At 51.2% G+C, this 18,306-nt stretch carries 17 protein-coding genes; 5 read left to right on the top strand and 12 right to left on the bottom strand.

From position 1 onward, the window contains the following. Nucleotides 1-15 precede the first annotated feature (15 nt). Both IEY53_RS21345 and IEY53_RS21340 read right to left on the bottom strand, forming a co-directional pair. A complete protein-coding gene (locus tag IEY53_RS21345; protein WP_189028595.1) occupies nucleotides 16-1,413 on the bottom strand; it encodes a sensor histidine kinase in 1,398 nt (465 codons plus the stop codon). 186 nt (nucleotides 1,414-1,599) lie between these two features. Beyond that, on the bottom strand, nucleotides 1,600-1,803 hold the full coding sequence (locus IEY53_RS21340; protein ID WP_189028593.1) for a CsbD family protein: 204 nt from the start codon (nucleotides 1,801-1,803) through the stop codon (nucleotides 1,600-1,602). 461 nt (nucleotides 1,804-2,264) lie between these two features. Between IEY53_RS21340 and IEY53_RS21335 the strand changes: the two genes are divergently transcribed. From IEY53_RS21335 to IEY53_RS21315, 5 genes are all read left to right on the top strand, one after another. After that, nucleotides 2,265-3,167 (top strand): FMN-binding protein, encoded by a 903-nt coding sequence (locus IEY53_RS21335; RefSeq protein WP_189028591.1) that lies wholly within the window; start codon nucleotides 2,265-2,267, stop codon nucleotides 3,165-3,167. Nucleotides 3,168-3,214: 47 nt separating this feature from the next. Continuing rightward, nucleotides 3,215-5,095, top strand: coding sequence for an FAD-dependent oxidoreductase (locus tag IEY53_RS21330; RefSeq protein WP_189028589.1), 1,881 nt, complete (start codon nucleotides 3,215-3,217; stop codon nucleotides 5,093-5,095). Nucleotides 5,096-5,354: 259 nt separating this feature from the next. Beyond that, nucleotides 5,355-5,804 (top strand): hypothetical protein, encoded by a 450-nt coding sequence (locus IEY53_RS21325; protein ID WP_189028588.1) that lies wholly within the window; start codon nucleotides 5,355-5,357, stop codon nucleotides 5,802-5,804. A 16-nt stretch (nucleotides 5,805-5,820) separates the two neighbouring features. Then, the gene (locus IEY53_RS21320) at nucleotides 5,821-6,801 is read left to right on the top strand and encodes a polyprenyl synthetase family protein (protein ID WP_189028586.1); all 981 of its coding nucleotides are present in this window, start codon (nucleotides 5,821-5,823) and stop codon (nucleotides 6,799-6,801) included. A 187-nt stretch (nucleotides 6,802-6,988) separates the two neighbouring features. Next, nucleotides 6,989-7,897: an aldo/keto reductase gene (locus tag IEY53_RS21315; RefSeq protein ID WP_189028584.1), complete on the top strand. Its 909-nt coding sequence runs from the start codon at nucleotides 6,989-6,991 to the stop codon at nucleotides 7,895-7,897. A gap of 191 nt (nucleotides 7,898-8,088) precedes the next feature. On the opposite strand, the gene IEY53_RS21310 is transcribed toward IEY53_RS21315, so the two are convergent. From IEY53_RS21310 to IEY53_RS35760, 10 genes are all read right to left on the bottom strand, one after another. Next, complete coding sequence (locus IEY53_RS21310; protein WP_189028582.1) at nucleotides 8,089-8,973, bottom strand: UbiA-like polyprenyltransferase; 885 nt, start codon at nucleotides 8,971-8,973, stop codon at nucleotides 8,089-8,091. An 18-nt stretch (nucleotides 8,974-8,991) separates the two neighbouring features. Beyond that, complete coding sequence (locus IEY53_RS21305) at nucleotides 8,992-10,284, bottom strand: aspartate aminotransferase family protein (RefSeq protein WP_189028580.1); 1,293 nt, start codon at nucleotides 10,282-10,284, stop codon at nucleotides 8,992-8,994. Nucleotides 10,285-10,400: 116 nt separating this feature from the next. Next, nucleotides 10,401-12,326 (bottom strand): peptidase U32 family protein, encoded by a 1,926-nt coding sequence (locus IEY53_RS21300; RefSeq protein WP_189028578.1) that lies wholly within the window; start codon nucleotides 12,324-12,326, stop codon nucleotides 10,401-10,403. Between the two features lie 58 nt (nucleotides 12,327-12,384). Then, a complete protein-coding gene (locus IEY53_RS21295) occupies nucleotides 12,385-13,176 on the bottom strand; it encodes an energy-coupling factor transporter transmembrane component T family protein (RefSeq protein ID WP_189028576.1) in 792 nt (263 codons plus the stop codon). Continuing rightward, a complete protein-coding gene (locus IEY53_RS21290; protein ID WP_189028574.1) occupies nucleotides 13,169-14,065 on the bottom strand; it encodes an energy-coupling factor transporter ATPase in 897 nt (298 codons plus the stop codon). Before IEY53_RS21290 ends, IEY53_RS21295 begins: the two co-directional genes overlap by 8 nt. Further along, nucleotides 14,041-14,913, bottom strand: coding sequence for an ATP-binding cassette domain-containing protein (locus tag IEY53_RS21285; RefSeq protein WP_189028573.1), 873 nt, complete (start codon nucleotides 14,911-14,913; stop codon nucleotides 14,041-14,043). The genes IEY53_RS21290 and IEY53_RS21285 overlap by 25 nt, the downstream gene beginning before the upstream one ends. A gap of 29 nt (nucleotides 14,914-14,942) precedes the next feature. Continuing rightward, nucleotides 14,943-15,494, bottom strand: a complete 552-nt coding sequence (locus tag IEY53_RS21280) for a Gx transporter family protein (RefSeq protein ID WP_189028571.1) — start codon at nucleotides 15,492-15,494, stop codon at nucleotides 14,943-14,945. After that, nucleotides 15,478-15,867 carry a NusG domain II-containing protein gene (locus IEY53_RS21275; RefSeq protein ID WP_189028569.1) on the bottom strand — a complete coding sequence of 130 codons (390 nt, stop codon included), beginning with the start codon at nucleotides 15,865-15,867 and terminating at the stop codon, nucleotides 15,478-15,480. The genes IEY53_RS21280 and IEY53_RS21275 overlap by 17 nt, the downstream gene beginning before the upstream one ends. A gap of 707 nt (nucleotides 15,868-16,574) precedes the next feature. Continuing rightward, complete coding sequence (locus tag IEY53_RS21270) at nucleotides 16,575-17,510, bottom strand: alpha/beta hydrolase (protein WP_373293904.1); 936 nt, start codon at nucleotides 17,508-17,510, stop codon at nucleotides 16,575-16,577. 179 nt (nucleotides 17,511-17,689) lie between these two features. Then, on the bottom strand, nucleotides 17,690-18,306 hold a 617-nt coding region (locus tag IEY53_RS35760), incomplete at its 5' end, for an LPXTG cell wall anchor domain-containing protein (RefSeq protein ID WP_189028565.1).

The following is an 18,306-nucleotide window of genomic DNA, read 5'->3' as shown; positions in this document are numbered from 1 at the left end:
CCTGTCCCCCTTGACTCAAAGCGGCAAATACAAAGAAAATTTACTGCCTTCTCCCTCCTGGCTCTGCATGGTAATGAACCCGCCCAGCAACCGGGCCAGATCATGGCTGATCGACAGCCCAAGCCCGGTCCCGCCGTACTTGCGGCTGATCGTTGCATCAGCCTGGCGAAAGGCTTCAAAGATGATCGCATGCTTCTCCGGGGCTATTCCAATGCCCGTATCCTGCACATCAAAGACAACCCAATTCTGCCGTGATTCCCTCTGCCGCCGCTCTTCCATCCGGATATTAAGCGAGACTGAGCCGAGCGAGGTGAATTTAAAAGCATTGGAAAGCAGGTTGCGCAGAATCTGCTGTACCCGCTGCGGATCGGAATGAAGGGTTGGCGGCACATCCTCGTCGAGCGTGATTCTGAAATCCAGCCCTTTCTGCAGGGCCGCAACCTCAAACTGCATGGCAAGCAGCTCGGGAATTTCACTCACATTAAGTTCTTCCTTGACGATATCAAGACGTCCGGCTTCTACTTTGGACAGATCCAGAATATCATTAATCAGCAGCATCAGATCTTCTCCGGAACGGCGGATCATGCCTCCATACTGGGAGGTTTCCTCCATACTAAGGGAAGCGTCACTCTCCTCAATTAATTGCGAGAGATTAATAATACTGTTGAGCGGCGTTCTGAGCTCATGGGACATATTGGCAAGAAATTCGGATTTATATTGCGAAGCCAGTGTCAGTTGCTTGGCCCTCTCCTCCAGAACAATCTTGTTCTTGTGCAATTCCTCGGTCTGCTCGGACAGCAGCTTATTAGCTCTCTGAATCTGGCTGTTGCGCAGCAATTCCAGCTGGAAGTCACGGATAATAAGCGCAAATACCATACTTAGGATGAGTCCTGCAGGGAAGGTAACAGGCATGATATCGGTAATGTAGTCTCGGGCCGGAATGACGCCGAAAGCAATGATATTCAGGGCATTAAACAAATTCACAACCAGTATAATCGTCAACCCTTTATTTACAATAGAAGAAACCGAGCGACGGACCCAGAAGCTGAGGCCGGCACAAACGAACCCCAGGATGGACAGATTAAGCACTCCTGCCACCGCGGCTTCATTAATGCCGAAGGTCAGGCGCGTCAGTCCGGTTCCCACACCAACCAGTATGAGGAGAAAAGGCTGCGGGAAGGCCAGAGTAGAGACAATAAGGGGCACAAACCTTAAATCAAAGATCACATTCTCATCCAGTCTGTAGCCAAACACGGAACTGACCCAGCCGGCAAAGATGGCCAGCGCTACCCAGCTTATTTTCTTCGCTTGTTCAGGCGCATGGCTAATGACGTGCTTATATAATAAATTTGCCAGATAAGAAACGGTTATCAGCAATGAAGTGTTCACGAAAAATATTTTAAGATACTCCATACTTTCACTCCTGCTGGAAAGATAAATTGTAAAACTCATCAATTATATTACCATATTATATAAGCCAATACATGGAGCTTCACTACAGCCGCTCCGGTAAAGCTAACTTTTTACGCAAAAAGAGCGCAAATCCGAAGATTTGCGCTCTTCACCCTGCCCCTGACACCAGGGGGCTGTATTTATACATTAATCACGGTACGAGCGGCCCCATGTTTCGTACTCCACTTCTGCCGCATCCTTGGTATGACCATACCGTTCCTGCAGCTTTCCTACCAGCTTATCCTTCTCACCATCAATTACATCCAGGTCATCGTCAGTCAGCTTGCCCCATTGCTTCTTGGCTTCGCCTTTGAGCTGCATCCACTTTCCCTTAAATACGTTGCTGTCCATTTGTGCTCATCTCCTTAGCTCTTTGAAGTTTTGGTTTGCTAAATGCCTCGACAAGAGACTATTACCCGATAAGATTTGAGACGAATCTGGAAAAGCCAGCTTCTCTACCCACGAAGTACGTCGTATTTTGTCACATAATAGTCTTTTAAATAAGGTATTCATATATCTTAAAATTTGATATAATTCAGGTATGAATTAATTATTGTTATTCTAAGTGATTTTTTTCACATATTTAAAACTTATATCTGTGCTAAAATGCCATCGAACCAGAAAGCAAATTATTAAATTTTTTTTTAATGGATGCCGATATATGTCATATAGCTGTTATATTATAGGTCTACAGTCCAATTCAAAAGTGATTTATGTCATTTAGAAAGTGATTTTTATCACTTCCTTAGCTATTAAAATGTTTTACATTTTAATATATATATTTTAAACTATTTTTTTGGAGGTCATATCAAATGAAAAAGTTTTCTGTAATTTTGTCGAGCGCTCTAATGCTGGGTCTGCTTGCAGGCTGTGGCAGCAATACAGATAATGCCCCTGCCGCATCCAACACACCTGCTGAGACAACTGCCCCTGCTGCTGACGCCACCAAGGCTCCTGCTGCAAGTGAGGCTGGCGCTTATCAAGACGGTACTTACTTTGGTACAGTTCCTGCTGATGAGAAGACCGGCTGGCAGACGTATTCCCTGCTCACAGTTGAAGGCGGCAAGATCACCAAGGCTGACTGGAATGCTTTTAACATAAACAACGCTGGCGATTTGAAGAAAAAAGTATCCGAAGACGGCAAATACGGCCTGGTGGAAAAAGGCGGCGCACAAGCTGAATGGCATGAACAAGCGGCCAAAGCTGAAGCGTTCCTGGTAGAGAAGCAAGATCCAGCTGCCATTGCATTTGACGCAGAAGGCAAGACTGATGCCGTTTCCGGCGTATCCGTACATGTCAACGACTTCGTAGAATCCGCCAAAGCCGCTCTGGCTGCCGGTCCTGTAGAAGTTGGCACTTATAAAGACGGAGGTTACCATGCCGAAGGTGAAATGGATGCCAAATCCGGCTGGAAATCCACTGTGGACCTGACTGTAGCCGCAGGCAACATCGTAGCTGTCAAATTCAGCGGTGTTAATGAAGCCGGCGATGACAAGAAACAGTTCTCCATCGATGGCAAATATGGCATGAAAGCTGGCGGCGCACAAGCTGAATGGCATGAAGAAATCGAGAAAGCCGAAGCTTATTTCCTTGAGAACAAAGGTGCTGCTCCCACTCTGGATGCCGAAGGCAAAACCGATGCCATTTCCGGCGTAAGCATCCATGTTGGCGAATACTTTACACTGGCAGAAAAAGCACTTGAAGGCGCGAAATAATTCGTAGGCCCTCTTGCAGCTAATCAGACGAATGAGGTGAGTTTCTTTTGAAAAAAATAGTCATTTTGGGCGGCGGTTACGGCGGCGTTCTTACGGCCAAAAAACTAGCGAAGAAATTTAAGAACAACAAAGAAGTTGAAATCAAGCTGATTGACCGAAATCCATACCACACTCTATTGACTGAGCTGCATGAGGTTTCCGCAAACCGCGCTCCTGAGGATTCGATCAAAATTGATCTTAAAAAAATCTTTGCTGGCCTTAAAGTAGATGTTGTTCTCGATGAAATCAGCAATATTGATTTCAAAGGCAAAAAGCTTACATCCGATAAAGCTGCCTATGCCTATGATTACCTTGTTATCGGCACAGGAAGCAAACCGACTTTCTTCGGGATTCCGGGCGCAGAAGAAAACACCTTCTCCTTCTGGTCCAATGACGATGCAGTAGCCCTGAAGCGTCAAATCCGCGATATGTTCACCCAAGCCGCGAAGGAAAAAAATGTGGCGGTCCGCCGCTCCATGCTGACCTTTGTCATCATTGGTGCAGGGTTTACCGGCGTTGAACTCGTAGGCGAGATGGCGGAGTACCGCGAAGAGCTCTGCAAAGAGTTCTACATTGATCCTTCCGATGTGCGGCTGGTCGTTGCGGATATGGCACCTAAGATCCTGCCGATCCTGCCGGATAAGCTGATCCAGAAAGCAACGGCTTATCTGAAGAAACTTAATGTAGAAATCGTGACCGGCGCCAAAATCACCGAAGTAGGCAAAGGCAATATTGCCCTTGGCGAGAAAAACGTAGTGGATGCGCACACTGTCGTTTGGACTGCCGGTGTTGAAGGCTCCGAGATCGTAGGCAACCTTGAAGTGAAGCAAGAAGGACGCAAGCGGATCGTTACCAATGAACACCTGGAAAGTGTGGACCACAAGAATGTTTACGTAGTTGGGGACAATATCTTCTACATCCCTGAAGGTGAGACCCGTCCTGTTCCGCAAATGGTTGAGAACGCAGAACAAGCGGCTCCGGTAGTGGCCGGCAACATTGCGGCAGACATTAACGGCACGGCCAAGAAAGCCTACAAGCCCGCTTTCCACGGCACGATGGTATCCATCGGCAGCCGCTACGGCGTTGCAAATGTCGGACTTCCAGGCAAATTGTTCATGCTTACCGGCTTCATGGCGATGTTGTCCAAACATATGATTAACATGTTCTACCTGTCACAGGTTGTTGGCTTCAATAAAGTTTGGACTTATATGATGCATGAATTCTTCCATGTGGAGAACCGCAAGAGCTTTCTGGGCGGCCATTTCTCCAAACGCTCGCCGAATTTCTGGATCGTTCCGCTCCGTGTTCTGCTCGGGGGAATGTGGTTATATGAAGGAATCGACAAGCTTAAGAAGATATGGGAAGACCCGAATAAGATCTTCCTGATCCCTGCCGCTCCTTATGCTACAGATGCTGCATCGGCAGCAAGCCAAGCGGTAGACGCAGTCAAGGACACGGTAGACGCACAATCGGCAGCTTCCGCAGTGTCCACGGCTAAAGAAGCCGTTCAAGCCTTGCCGGTTCCGGGTTTTGTCTATGACATCACCAACTGGTTCATGGATCTTATGTTCTACAACACCGACGGAAGCTACACCTTCCTCGCGAAATGGTTCCAAATCGGTATGGTATGTGCCGAGATCGTCTTCGGTATTATGCTTATCGTTGGTCTGTTCACAGCCCTGTCTTCCATAGTTACGATAGGAATGGCCGCAATGATCTGGTCTTCCAAAATGGCCTCTACAGAAATGCTGTGGTACGTGGCAGCTGCGATTGCCTGCATCGGCGGATCGGGCAGCACCTTTGGCCTGGACTACTATGTACTCCCTTGGCTCAAAAAGCAGTGGAAGAGACTCCCGCTCGTACGGCGTTGGTACTTGTACACGGACTGATAAGATTATTATTTCATGACCCTTCAGGGGATAATCCAATGATATTCTTAATTTGTGTAGATTCTGTGTTTATATAGCTCATATGAGGTACTTTTAGAGTAATGTGTCCTTCTGACACATTACTCTCCTTATTTAACAAGCAGAAAACAGACGTCACCTGTCATTTTTAGGATAGCAGGACATTTTTAAAGAAGGGTTTTGTAGGGATAATCTGGGATAGGGTTTCTTCCGGCAAAACCGACAAGAAGGAGAGAATCTTGTGAACAGACAACTCATTGAAGATACCTTCCGGTTGCTGCAAGCTGAAATATCACCGATCGCCGGTATTCAGCTTCATCTCTCTCTGGTCGAATGTGAGCAGCTGCTCCCGGTACTGGAACGCTATGATCTGGAATACACCCGCAAAGTCCATTTGCTTGGCCTTTACACTATTCTCACGCTGGCTGCACAGCGTCATATGGAATGTGTCCCACATCATCCCGACCTCACCCGCAACATTTTGGACGGAGATTATCTGTACAGCTTTTATTTGCAGTTTGCCGTGAAATGCCGTGAGCTTGACCTGGTGGCCTATCTGGCCCCATCCATTAAAAAAATGCAGATCAGGCGCTCGAGCGGAGATTGGACCCAAGAAAATCCGGCTGCTGAAATGGCGCTGTTCCTGGACCAGGAGTACAAGGGACGTAATCGCACAAGCAAAGCCATTTGACAGGTGGGAATCCATAATGAAGCTGCATGAAGCCTTAAATATCAATCTTAATCAAATTAACCGCGAAATCGAGAATTTGGTCGCACGTGATAAAGATGTCCCGCCCCGTTCCCAACTGCAGCAGAGTATTCTTGGACTCATTGGCTCGGGAGGCAAACGCCTGCGCCCGCTGATGGTGATCGTGGGCAGCCGCTTCGGACGCAAGCCGGTTGACCGCAGAACCCTGCAACTGTCTGCTGCCGCTGAATTTATCCACGCCGCTTCTTTAATTCATGACGATATTATTGATAATGCCGAGCTGCGGCGCGGTGAACCCGCACTTCATACCAGAACCGGTGTTTTACCGGCTGTGCATATTGGCAACTATATGTCTGCCCGGGTCATTGAGCTCCTAAGTAAATATACCGGAGACAAGAATCGTTACGTGCATGATCTATCCTCTGTCGCTACCGCCCAGCTTTGTCTCGGCGAATATCAACAAATGGAGCATGCATACGATTATGATCTCACCATGGAGCAGTATTTTGAGAAATCACGCAACAAAACAGCCCTGCTGATGGCCACCTGCTTACGGGTAGGCGCCCTCTCGGCAGAGAGCCCCGAGGAGATCGCAGACCTGCTGTACACGTTCGGCGAAGCGCTTGGCATGTCTTTTCAAATTCAGGATGATCTGCTGGATTTCACGCAGTCTGCAGAGGTACTCGGCAAACCGGCTGGAAGTGACCTGCGGCATGGTCAGGTCACACTGCCTGTGCTGTTCGCCCTCCAGGACCCGAAGCTCGCACCTGCAATTCGCACCATTGGCCCCGCCTCCTCCGAGGCGGAAGTGGATACCGTATTGCAGCTGATCAAGAACAGCGATGCTCTTTACCGTACTGAGCAAGTCAGCCAAGATTACCTGGAACAGGCCGCTGCCATTGTCGAGCAGCTCTCTCATTATCCGGCTCATACTGATCTAAAGACTCTGCTCCAGTATTTCGCAGGACGTGACCATTAATCATTTATGACCTAACAAGCTGCCCCAGCTGCCTTAATGGCTGGCGGGCAGCTTTTTTCTTGTTATTGCTCCGGAGAAGAGTGTTTCCCATTTCCACTGTATTAGACCTCATCCGTAGAGACTACTCTTCGGATACCGTTCATGGTTATAATAAAGTAATAAAACGGATTACAGAAAGGATCAGATGATGAATAAAAACCGCTTGGGTCAATCGGAATTATACGTAAGTGAAATCGGTTTAGGCTGTATGTCGCTCGGGACGGAGGAAGCCAAGGCCGTTGCGATTGTGGATGAAGCATTAGCGGAGGGCATTAACTTTCTCGATACGGCAGATTTATATGATGCAGGGCTGAATGAAGAAATCGTAGGCAAAGCCATCCGTCACCGTCGTGCGGACGTTGTGCTGGCAACCAAGGTAGGCAACCGCAGAATCCCGGGTCAGGACGGGTGGAGCTGGGATGCATCGAAGTCTTATATTAAGTCGGCGGTCAAAGACAGCCTTAGACGGCTGCAAACGGATTACATCGACCTCTACCAGCTGCATGGCGGAACCATGGAGGACCGGATCGGGGAAACCATCGAAGCTTTTGAAGAGCTGAAACAAGATGGGGTTATCAGGTATTACGGCATTTCTTCCATCCGCCCAAATGTCATTCGTGAATATGTGAAGCACTCCGGCATTGTCAGTGTTATGAGCCAATACAACATTCTCGACAGACGGCCCGAGGAAGAAGTACTCCCGCTGCTCGCAGAGCACGGGATTAGCCTGATCGCCCGTGGTCCGCTCGCCGGCGGCATTCTCACAGAGTACGGGCAGCGAAAAATGGCCAAGGGATACTTGAATTACAGCAGCGCGGAGCTGCCGGAAATGCATAAGCGTCTGGTCGAGCTGGCCGGCAGCACCCGATCCATCTCCCAAACCGCGCTGCGTTATCCGCTGGCCCATCCGGCCGTAGCCGTAATTATCCCCGGTGCGAGCAGCCTGGAGCAGCTGCGGCAAAACGTATCCGCCGCAAAGACCCCTCCGCTCTCTGCCGAGGAGCTTACAGCGGTGCAGAATCTTCACCCGGGTAACCGGTATACACAGCATCGCTAAAGACTCAAGCTTCAGCTACCAGCAGATCAGGGACGGAACGGAGCGGAATTTTGGAACTGGAGGAGCGCAGCGTTCGCCTTTAGGGTCGGATTTCTACCGCTGACTCCTGCTACAATTAAAGAAATCTGAGCCTAACAGCGACCGGAAGTCCAAATATTCTGCGCAGTGAAGCGCCTCCCCGCCCCGTTGCCCTAGCCCAAATAAAAATAATCTGCCAGCGCACTGAACAAAATCACCATACTGATGACCTGATTCAGATTATAAGAAGCCACATGCATCAAGCGGCGGTTCGAGGGTTTGATAATCTTGTGTTCAGTCATTAAGAGCATGGTAGCCAGGCCAATGCCCACCAGATAAATCCAGCCAAGATCACGCCATAAATACAGAAGCAGCAACAGCATGATCATGATGAAATGCAGCCCTTTTGAGATTCGCAGGGCATTCTCGAGGCCGAAAAAACTCGGGATCGACCAAAGTCCATGCCGCCGGTCAAAATCAATATCCTGGGTGCCATAAATAATGTCAAAACCGGCAATCCAGAGCATTACGACAGTTCCGATCACAAAAGGCGTAAAGGCAATCGTCCCCGTCACAGCAAACCAGGCGCCAATCGGCGCGGAAGCAATCACAAAACCCAGATACAGATGGCTGAGGAACGTGAACCGCTTGGTGTAGGAATACGACGAAATGAGTACGATCGCTACCGGAGACAGCAACAGACATAATAAATTCAGCATACCGGAAGCAGCGATGAACAGGACGTAGTTAATAATAATGAATAAAATAACTTCTTTTTCTGCCAGCAGCCGCTGCGGTAAATGCCGGTGCGCCGTACGCGGATTCTGGCCGTCAAACGTACGGTCTACCAGGCGGTTGAACGCATTGGCGCCATTACGTGCCCCGATCAAAGCGATAAGTCCCCACAGCATTACATGTCCCGAAGGCCATCCGCCTGCCGCCCAGACCATCGAGATGATCGCAAAAGGCAGTGAAAATAACGTGTGCGAGAACATTACCAGTTCACTGAACAACTTCAGCTTGAGTGCAGCGTTTTTGAATACATTGAATATAACCATAGCATTATTCCTCTTTCTTCATTTCCTGTTCCGTACTTGAAGCAGCACTTCATCCAATACAGCAATCATACCATCAATATCCCCGGCTGTGATGATCAGAGGGGGCTGGAAAGCCAGCACATTGCGGCCTACTCCGTTTTTGCCAATCAAGTAGCCGCGGTCCTTCATCTCTTCCAGAATATCATCGGTGATCCCGGCCGCAGCCGCTGCGTCTTCACCGCTAAGTTCCGCCCCCAGCATCAGCCCGGTTCCCCGGACATCGGCAATCAGTTCCGGGTAACGTTCCTGCAAGGCCAGTAGTCCCGCCTGCAGACGTTGGCCCAGCTCTGCGGATCGTTCCGGCAGTCGCTCATCCCGGATATAATCCAGTACGGCCAGCGCTGTAGCCGCAGAGACCGGGTTCCCGCCGAAGGTGGAGGCAGACGGCCGGTTCAGCGAAAGGGCAATATCATCCGTTGTTGCGAATGCAGCTACCGGAACACCATTGCCCAGCGCTTTTGCCATACTGATGATATCCGGCACCACCCCGAAATGCTCCATAGCGAACATCGCTCCGGTCCGGCCAAAGCCAGTCTGAATCTCGTCGGCGATCAGCAGTACACCATGCTCATCCAGCAGTGCCTTCAGCTCACGGAAATACCAGGAGACCGGCATAATCATGCCTCCATTCCCCTGGATAGGCTCTACGATCATGGCCGCAAAGCTATGCCCCTTCTGTTCCAGAACACGCTTCAGGCTCTCCAGCGACCTCGTTGCCGCATCATCCAGGCTAAGCTCCGGATGATAGGGCCGTTCGATAAAGGATACCTCTTCGGCCAGATAGCGGTCCGTTCTCCACATGGGCAGACCGGTTACACTCATGGTCAGATTGGTGCGTCCATGCAGTCCGCTCTCCAGCGCCAGGAACCCTTGGCGGCCGGTATGCATGCGGGCCAGCAGCAAAGCACCTTCGTTCGCTTCGGAGCCGCTGTTGACGAAAAACGTTCGGCACATGCTGCCCGGCAGCACTTCCGCCAGCCGTTCCGCCAAATCCACAGCAGGCTGGGTAAGATAGATCGTCGTTGTATGCTGGAGCTGCTGCAGCTGCTCTATGGTCCTGGATGTGATGGCCGGGTTGCAGTGGCCGCAAGCCACTACCGACACACCGGCAAAAAAATCGGTGTACCGCTTGCCTTTTTCATCATATACAAACTGCATGCTCCCACGCACAAGCTGGGGTGAATCCCGGTAAAAGTGCACCGTGCACGGGTAGAAATACTCCCCCCTTTTCGCCACTACCGCTTCTCTTCCTATGAACTCCTGATGCACCATGAGCGAACCCTCACTTTCCAATCCGAATATCACAAACTTTGTGAAATTAATAACTTACTATAGTGTAACATATTGCTGAATCTAATCGGACTCGTATATTTCAAATTTTAAGAACATTAATTGAACTGTAGCGAACCAAGCGTAAACCCTGCATACACCGGCTGCAAACCGCCGAGCAACCCGCTGCCGGAATCGGGGCCATTCAGTTTATTTTGATAGGATGCAATAATGCCGCGAAGTTGGTCTGCGTGATAAGTCGCACCCTCAATCCGGAAACAGGATATGCCCAGTCCGCTCATCTCATTCAGCATAGGCAGGTAACAGAGCTCCTTGGCGAATAATAGATGGCAACGTCCATACTGGTCGCGGTATACGGGATTCTCCCCTTGATCTGTCTTGAGCACGAGCACATCGTTGCTGACATACCTATTGTCTTCCTGGCCGATCGGCTCCATCACTTCGGTGTTCTCAACCAAATCATGCTCCATATACATCAAAGCCGGTGTCCCATGCACCACAACCTCCAGCGGCAGCTCACAACGGGAAGTAAAAGCGGTAAAATGCTCCAGAGTCATCTCCGGTGAAACTGTAAGCTTAGTAAGGCCCAGCCCCGCATAAAGTCCGGCGGACAGATGATTGTACACATTCAGATTAGCGTCGCCGATCATGCCATAACCCGAAGTTCTGTAACGGCGGATCGCGCCCAGATTGGTCACCAGCAATCCGTCAATCGGCAGCCGTTCTCCGCCCAGCAGCTGATCATACATATCAAAATGCAGCTCTGTCATCATCCGCGGCATGCCCAGATACAGCTTGGTATTCCCTTTGAGCGCACCCAGTTCTTGTATGTCTTTCTTCGTAAAAGGCCGATCCGGCTCATACACATCGCCTGACAGGTACAGATTCTCCACGCCCTGCTCCAGTACCACCCGGGCTTGTTCCATATTGTTCACACGCACCGCGAGCTCCGGCTTTCCTTGCGGGGCTCTGCCCGCTTCCGCCAATCGTTCCCGCAGCTGTTCCACACGCTCCTCCGACAACTCCCGTTCTGCGGTAGGGGTACTGAATACTTTGCCAGTACTATAGAATTTACCCGTGCCTTCATACCGGCGGTTAATATTGGACAAGCCCGGTCTGCCAAAAGCATAGGCGGTCGAAAAATCCCGTTTGCGGTTTTTGTACAACTCTTTCGAGTCCACTCTACGGTCGAAGCCAAGCGGATCATCAATGTAACGGTCAATGGCTTCACCATAGCTGTTGGCCAGGCTCACCATAAATTCCTTGTCGCGCATCCGCCCTTCGATCTTGAAGGAGGTAATCCCCGATTCAATCAGTTCAGGGAGATGCTCATACATGAACATATCTTTGACCGCCAGCGGGTATTCAGCCGGAAAGACATATCCGTCCCGTTTGATCCGGTAATCCCAGCGGCAAGGCTTCATACATTTGCCCCGGTTGCTGCTCATGCCGAATACCTGGGAGCTAAAGTAGCAGTTCGCCCCGTGGACAGAGCACATATCGCCGTGCACGAAATATTCCAGCTCCATGCCGCTGCCCTGGGCTAACAGCTTGGCAGTCTGCAAGTCCATCTCCCGCGACGTCACCACCCTGCTCACCCCGAGATCACGTAAGGCGTGAATCATCTCCAGGTTGTGCACATTCATCATCACTGAGGCGTGAATGGGTACGGTGAGCTCCATTTCGCGAATCAGCTCCAGCACAGCCATGTCCTGTACAATCAGCGCATCCGGGCGGGCATGATCCAGAAACCGCAGATACTCCCTGGCTTCTTCCACATCCTCCTCGCTGAACAGGTTGTTGACAGTGATATACACTTTTTTATTAAGCCGGTGAGCGATATCCAGTGCCTCCACAATTTCCTCGTGGGACAGGTTATATCCCTTGCGCATCATTCGCATATTAAGAACCGGTCCGCCAAAATAAACGGCATCACAGCGGGACTTAACCACTTCCCTGAAAATTTCAAATGTGCCGGCCGGTGCGAGTAGTTCAATCTCTTTACCATTAAAATAACGTGCCATTTTGTTCCCTCCCGTTGTACTCTCAAATCAAACAATCCAAATTTCCGTGTAATAGCCTTTACAGGATGACTATGGCAATCCCAAGCACCACAAACATCGCTATAAAAGCAGTATCGGCCCCGCCCCACTTCGGGCGGTGATAGCGGCTGCGCCGGGCATCCATACGGAAGCCACGCGCCTCCATGGAATAGACCAGATCCTGCGCCCGCCGGAATGCGCTGGAAATGACGGGCACCAGCAGGGATACAAGCATCTTGGCCTTTTCCTTCAGGGACAGCTCTTGCAGATCCGCCCCCCGTGAAGCCTGCGCCTTCATGATAATCTGTGCTTCATCCAGTATTGTCGGTATGAAACGCAGCGCAATGCTGATCATTAGTGTAATGCGGTCCGGCGAGAGGCCAAGCCTGCGAAATGGAGACAGGATCCCCTCCAGCCCCTGATTCAGCTTGCCGGGCGTTGTGGTGAAGGTCAGCAGTGCCGTGAAGGTAATCAGGAACACCATCCGGATAACCGAAAAGGCCCCCAGCCGCAAACCCTCCTCATGCAGCGAAAAAGATCCGGCGGAGAACCAGACAGCCCCCTCCTTCACGGACAACATCTGTACAATAAAGATAAACAGCATCAGATAACGCAGAGGTTTGGCCGCTTTAATGAAATATTTCAGCGGAATGCGGGTCGAAGCCATCACTGTCAAGGAAAAGACCGCCAGCAGTGCCAGGGCAAGCCACGAACGGGACAACAGTATAATGGCCACATATACTATCATTCCGGTAAGTTTGGCGCGTGCATCCAGCCTGTGCACCCATGATCCCGTCTCTATACTGCGGCCCAGCAGCAGCTTCTCATTCATAACCATCCCTCTCCCCTCTGCCGTCCTCTTCCGGCTGTGCGCATAAGGAAGCGATCCGCTCCGCCAGGCTCTCGGCGGTCAGGCATGGAGCTTCATTATCCAGCCCAAAACGGTCGGCGACGGCCCGCCAGTAACGCAGGGACTGCGGTACGGTCAGTCCGCACTGCTCGAGAATAAACGGGTCCCGGGCCAGCTCCTGGGCGCTGCCTTGAAACGCCTTGCGGCCTTTCTCCAGGACTACCCAGCTGTCCGCATAAGGAAGCAGCTCATCCATCCGGTGAGTCACGATAATGACCGTCCGGCCCTGTTCCCGGCAAAGCCGTTCAAGCAGCGTGATCAGTTCCGCGCGGCTGAGCGGATCCAGCGTCGCCGTCGGCTCATCCAGCACGAGAATGTCCGGGTCCATGGCCAGCACGGAAGCAATCGCCGCTTTGCGCATCTGCCCGCCGCTCAGCTTGAACGGATTGCGCGCCAGCAGCGCCGGGTCCAGGCCCATATCCAGCAGCGCACGGTGTGCACGTTCCTTGGCCTCCTCCAGACTCAGGCCAAAATTCAGCGGCCCAAAACACAAGTCCTTCTCGACAGTCTCCTCGAACATTTGCTGTTCCGGGAATTGAAACACCAGTCCAACCCGCCGCCGCAGCGGCAGCAGCTTGGGCGACTTCTCTCCGGCCTTTATCGTAACATCCAGCACCCTCACACTGCCCCCGGTCGGTTTCAGAATGCCGTTGAACAGCTGCAGCAGCGTCGATTTGCCGGAGCCCGTCGCCCCGGCAATCCCCACCATGGAGCCTTGCGGAACCGCGAGATCAATGTCATGGAGCGCAGTCTGCTTCCAAAGGCTCCGGTCCGCATAAATGTAGCTTACTTGTTGTAGTTGAATGGCCATATCCTGTCTATAAGCTCCTTTTCATCGGCGGCAACACCGGCATCGATACCACGTCTGTGCAATTCACGGGCAAGCCGCCAAGGATAAGGCATCTGCAGGTGGCATTCCGCAAGGAGCACCTCGTCGCGGAACAGCTCTTCCGGAGTGACGTCTGCTATAATCTGGCCTCCGGCCAGCGCCACCACACGATCTGCTGCCAGAATTTCATCCGCATCATGCGTGATCATCAGGATGGTATATTTCCCTTCAGTACGCATCTCCTGCAAAATACCCAGCAGCTCATTCCGGCTTCCTTCATCCAACATGGAAGAGGCCTCGTCAAAGATGACGATGCCTGGCTCCATGGCAAGAATGGACGCGATGGCAACACGCTGCTTCTGGCCTCCGGACAGCTCTCCCGGATGTTTGGACATCAGATGGTCTATCCCCAGCTTCGCGGCATAAACATGCAGGCGGCTCTCCATCTCCGCGTAAGGCAAACACAGGCCTTCCAGGCCGAACAGGATATCCTCTTCCACAGTAGCCCCAATAAACTGGTTATCGGGATTCTGGAACACCATGCCTATGCACTGCCGGATGTCGGATATTGTCTCTTCTTCAAGCTTATGGCCGCAGATCACGATCTCTCCGCCACTTTTGGGCAGCAGGGCATTCAGCAGCTTAACCAGCGTGGATTTGCCGCAGCCGTTGGGCCCTACAATACTGACCCATTGCCCCTGAGGAACGGCGAGCGTGATGTCCTGCAGGATCGGGTGCTCCGGGTCGTATCCGAAGGACACCTCCTTCAGAGAGACGGAGATTTGTTCCTCCCCGGCCGCTGCGTGAACCGGTCTGTACGTTTCATTCATGTTAGTCATCCTTCCGTTGCCTTGAGCGTTTAATCCAGAAACTCTTCAAACAGCGATATTTTGGACAACGACGCCACCAGATAACGGACTGCAAAACCAACGGCAATTCCTGTTACCAGCCCGGTAATCAGCAGCACCGGCAGATAGTACAAAATGCTCATGGAATCAAAGACCATCGCCGCGGCCAGCAGCTGGCCCGCATTGTGAGCCAGTCCGCCGGCAATACTGATCCCAATCAGGCTGAACTTTTTGCCGCCAAGCCGTACCAGCAGGAACATCACAACAAAGCTGAGAATGGAGCCGAACAAACTGAAGAGCAAACTCGAGAACGTACCCAGCAAAAAGGCCGTCAGCAGGGTCTTTAATATCACCAGTACAAAAGCGTCACGCCCGCGTAAAAAATAAATACAGGTCAAGACCATAATGTTGGCAAACCCCAGCTTGGCACCGGGCATCAGTCCCATCCCGACCAGTGGAATCTGCGCTTCCACTATGCTGAGCACTACAGCAACCGCCGCAAAAATCGCGATGATTACCGTTCTTTTCAGAGCGGCCGCCGATTCACTACTGGACATAGGCATCTACTTCATCCTCCCCCGCCGAGCTGGCAATCTCCACTAATACACGGTGCGGCAGACATACAATAGTCTGCTTGGGCCGGGTAATATGGCCGAACCCGAGACATACCTCATCCGGGCAATCCGCTTCGTACATTTCAATGCCATAATCATGCACCTTCAACAGGTTATAGCCACGGTCTGTACGGATTTCAATCGTTTGTTCTTCCTTAGTAAGTTGAATAGTCCGGAATAATTCGCCATCCACCGTCACATTGGCCACGAGATTCTGGCCAGGCCCACCTTTATCGTCATTGCCCGAAAACCACCTCGGTGCGAGAAAAGCCAGCGCAGCAACTAAAACGATGGAAATCAGCAGCACGTCTGCGCGTTTCATAAAGATCTCCCTTATTTTTTAATTAAAATCCGACTCATTAATTATAACGGCCCGCTTTCAATCCTTCAATGAAGGGAGTCGTCATTTGTCGAATATAAACGGCAGGGTTCACAAAATAGGCACGTTAGCTTATCCCGCTTGATCCGGGTAAGTTTTCTGCTACGTGTAAATTCATAGGTTCCCCGTCTCCAGCCTGCCTGCGCAAGCCAACCTGTCCGCTCCCTAAGTTAAAGCTACACTTATTGCCAAAATACAAATCATGTGTTATAATATAGAAATATTGATTTTCCGTATATCTTTTCCCATCAAGAAGATGTCAAGCCGATCCATTTTTTATTCTATTTATCGGCATTTTGGACACAAAACCTTACGTTTTCTTGCAGTACTCTTCCTTTTTATGAGACTAAATTCAAACATAGCATTCCGATTCACACTGGCGCGGTCAATGGAGCCGCAAGGACAAAAGAGAGGTAGGGCTTTTGTCGTATTGGAAGGATTTCTCTCGCCACACGGCTGCTGGAAATAACAAGGGATTATACACCCGTTGCTCACGAACGGCGGGGATTGGATATAACGAGAAGGCATGTGTGCGTTATCCCTCTTCTGCTCAGGGAAGCCACTCATGTGTGGAAAGAATATAAGAGCCCGATAACCGCTGCTGGCGGATATCGGGCTCTGTCTACGTTCAGGGGTTAGATTAGCATTTATTAATGCACATATTTAGTAACAAAACCGGCAACTCTGTCTATATAAGCGGCATTATCCGTATCATACGCATAACCATGGCCGGCACCCGGCACTACGAATTTCTCCTTGGGACTCCCGCAGGCCTCATACAACTCATCCATCATGAAAAAAGGTACAAATGTGTCCTTGTCTCCGTGAATAAACAGAATCGGAATCCGGGTCTTCCGTACCTGTTTCAGAGCAGAAGCTTCGCCGAAGGAATACCCTGCTTTCATACGGGTAACCAGGCTGGCACTCTGGACAAACGGGAAGCTTGGCAGACGGTACATACGCCGCAGCTGGTAGGACAACTGGGCTTGCACCGAAGAGAACGCACAGTCAGAGACGATGGCCTTGACCTGCGGCGGCAGCTCTTCTCCCGAAGTAGACAGTACGGTCGCTCCGCCCATGGATACCCCATGCAGGACAATTTGCGAATCCGGCCCGTTCTCTTCAATCATAAGCTGAATCCACCGCACATAATCACGGCGCTCCGGCCAGCCGAAGCCGATATAACTGCCCCCGCTGCTTCCGTGCCCCCGGGCATCGGGAATCAGCACGTTATAGCCCAGTTTTTCTGCATAGAATTTGGCATAAGCCCCCATATCCTTGCCTTGTCCTGAATATCCATGGGCAATGATAACCGTACGGCCTTCTGCACGGTCCGATGCAAGATAGTACCCCTTCAGCACCAGCCCGTCATCCGAGATCATTTCAAGGTTTCTAAACTGTTGGCGGGAGATCCAGCTTTTCCCTTCTCCCCATGAAGCCCCGGCAACCGGAGGATCGGCTTTTAAGTCTACATTTTTGGCCAGGAACTCTTTGGATGCCCGCTTGACAGCCACTCCATAGAAAAAGAACCCGGCGTAAGTAACAGCTGCAGCGCTAACTAAGATTACAGCGAGAATAATGATGATCCATAGCAATGGGGTTCTCCCCTTTTCCAGTTTGATATGTGCTTGAGAACAACAGTAAAAATAGTATAACATGCCCACAGGCAGCGCCAAAATGCTGCCTTTCGACTAATAGCGGAACCTAAAAAAAGAGCCGCCCTCCGGATTAGATACTCCGAAGGCGGCTCTTTGCTGTGAAGTGATTATTTATTCTTTTTGGAGAAGCGGGTTCTCATCAATAATCCTAACGCGGCCAATCCAAGACCTGCCAAGTAATACGGCGCCGGACTGGATTCTCCTGTCTTTGGCAGCTGAGCTACAGGCGGACCTCCCAGCGGCATATCCTCATCTGGCACCACAGTATCGGCAGGAGCCGGTGAAGGTGACGGGGTCGGTGTAACTGGGTCAGCAGGACCGAACGGCACCGGATCTTCATCGATCACGATGATGTCATCGCCCGGCGCTGGTGTCGGTGTCACCACCGGTGTTGGTGTTGGCGTTGGCGTCGGTGTCGGTGTCTCTGTTGCTACAGGTCCAGCCGGAACAGGTTCATCTTCAATCACTATAGTCCCGATTATAGGTGTGGCTGTCGGGCTTGATACTGGTATTGAAGGTACTCCTGAGCCTGGTGCCGGTGTTACCTCCGGCGTTGGCGCTGGTGTTACCACTGGCGTTGGTGTTGGCGTTACCACCGGCGTTGGTGTCGGTGTTACCACCGGCGTTGGTGTCGGTGTTGCCACCGGCGTTGGTGTCGGTGTTACCACCGGCGTTGGTGTCGGTGTTACCACCGGCGTTGGTGTCGGTGTTGCCACCGGCGTTG

The sequence above is a fragment of the Paenibacillus albidus genome, assembly GCF_014644435.1.
In the GTDB taxonomy this organism is placed as follows: Bacteria; Bacillota; Bacilli; order Paenibacillales; family Paenibacillaceae; genus Paenibacillus_AQ; species Paenibacillus_AQ albidus.
The sequence above is the reverse complement of the archived record's forward strand: the minus strand, read 5'-3'. Positions and strand labels throughout refer to the sequence as shown.

Excerpts from the sequence above, each read along its gene's own strand:
- IEY53_RS21345 (WP_189028595.1), bottom strand. The coding sequence starts at position 1,413 with ATGGAGTATCTTAAAATATTTTTCGTGAACACTTCATTGCTGATAACC.
- IEY53_RS21340 (WP_189028593.1), bottom strand. The coding sequence starts at position 1,803 with ATGGACAGCAACGTATTTAAGGGAAAGTGGATGCAGCTCAAAGGCGAA.
- IEY53_RS21335 (WP_189028591.1), top strand. The coding sequence starts at position 2,265 with ATGAAAAAGTTTTCTGTAATTTTGTCGAGCGCTCTAATGCTGGGTCTG.
- IEY53_RS21320 (WP_189028586.1), top strand. The coding sequence starts at position 5,821 with ATGAAGCTGCATGAAGCCTTAAATATCAATCTTAATCAAATTAACCGC.
- IEY53_RS21315 (WP_189028584.1), top strand. The coding sequence starts at position 6,989 with ATGAATAAAAACCGCTTGGGTCAATCGGAATTATACGTAAGTGAAATC.
- IEY53_RS21310 (WP_189028582.1), bottom strand. The coding sequence starts at position 8,973 with ATGGTTATATTCAATGTATTCAAAAACGCTGCACTCAAGCTGAAGTTG.
- IEY53_RS21305 (WP_189028580.1), bottom strand. The coding sequence starts at position 10,284 with ATGGTGCATCAGGAGTTCATAGGAAGAGAAGCGGTAGTGGCGAAAAGG.
- IEY53_RS21300 (WP_189028578.1), bottom strand. The coding sequence starts at position 12,326 with ATGGCACGTTATTTTAATGGTAAAGAGATTGAACTACTCGCACCGGCC.
- IEY53_RS21295 (WP_189028576.1), bottom strand. The coding sequence starts at position 13,176 with ATGAATGAGAAGCTGCTGCTGGGCCGCAGTATAGAGACGGGATCATGG.
- IEY53_RS21290 (WP_189028574.1), bottom strand. The coding sequence starts at position 14,065 with ATGGCCATTCAACTACAACAAGTAAGCTACATTTATGCGGACCGGAGC.
- IEY53_RS21285 (WP_189028573.1), bottom strand. The coding sequence starts at position 14,913 with ATGAATGAAACGTACAGACCGGTTCACGCAGCGGCCGGGGAGGAACAA.
- IEY53_RS21280 (WP_189028571.1), bottom strand. The coding sequence starts at position 15,494 with ATGCCTATGTCCAGTAGTGAATCGGCGGCCGCTCTGAAAAGAACGGTA.
- IEY53_RS21275 (WP_189028569.1), bottom strand. The coding sequence starts at position 15,867 with ATGAAACGCGCAGACGTGCTGCTGATTTCCATCGTTTTAGTTGCTGCG.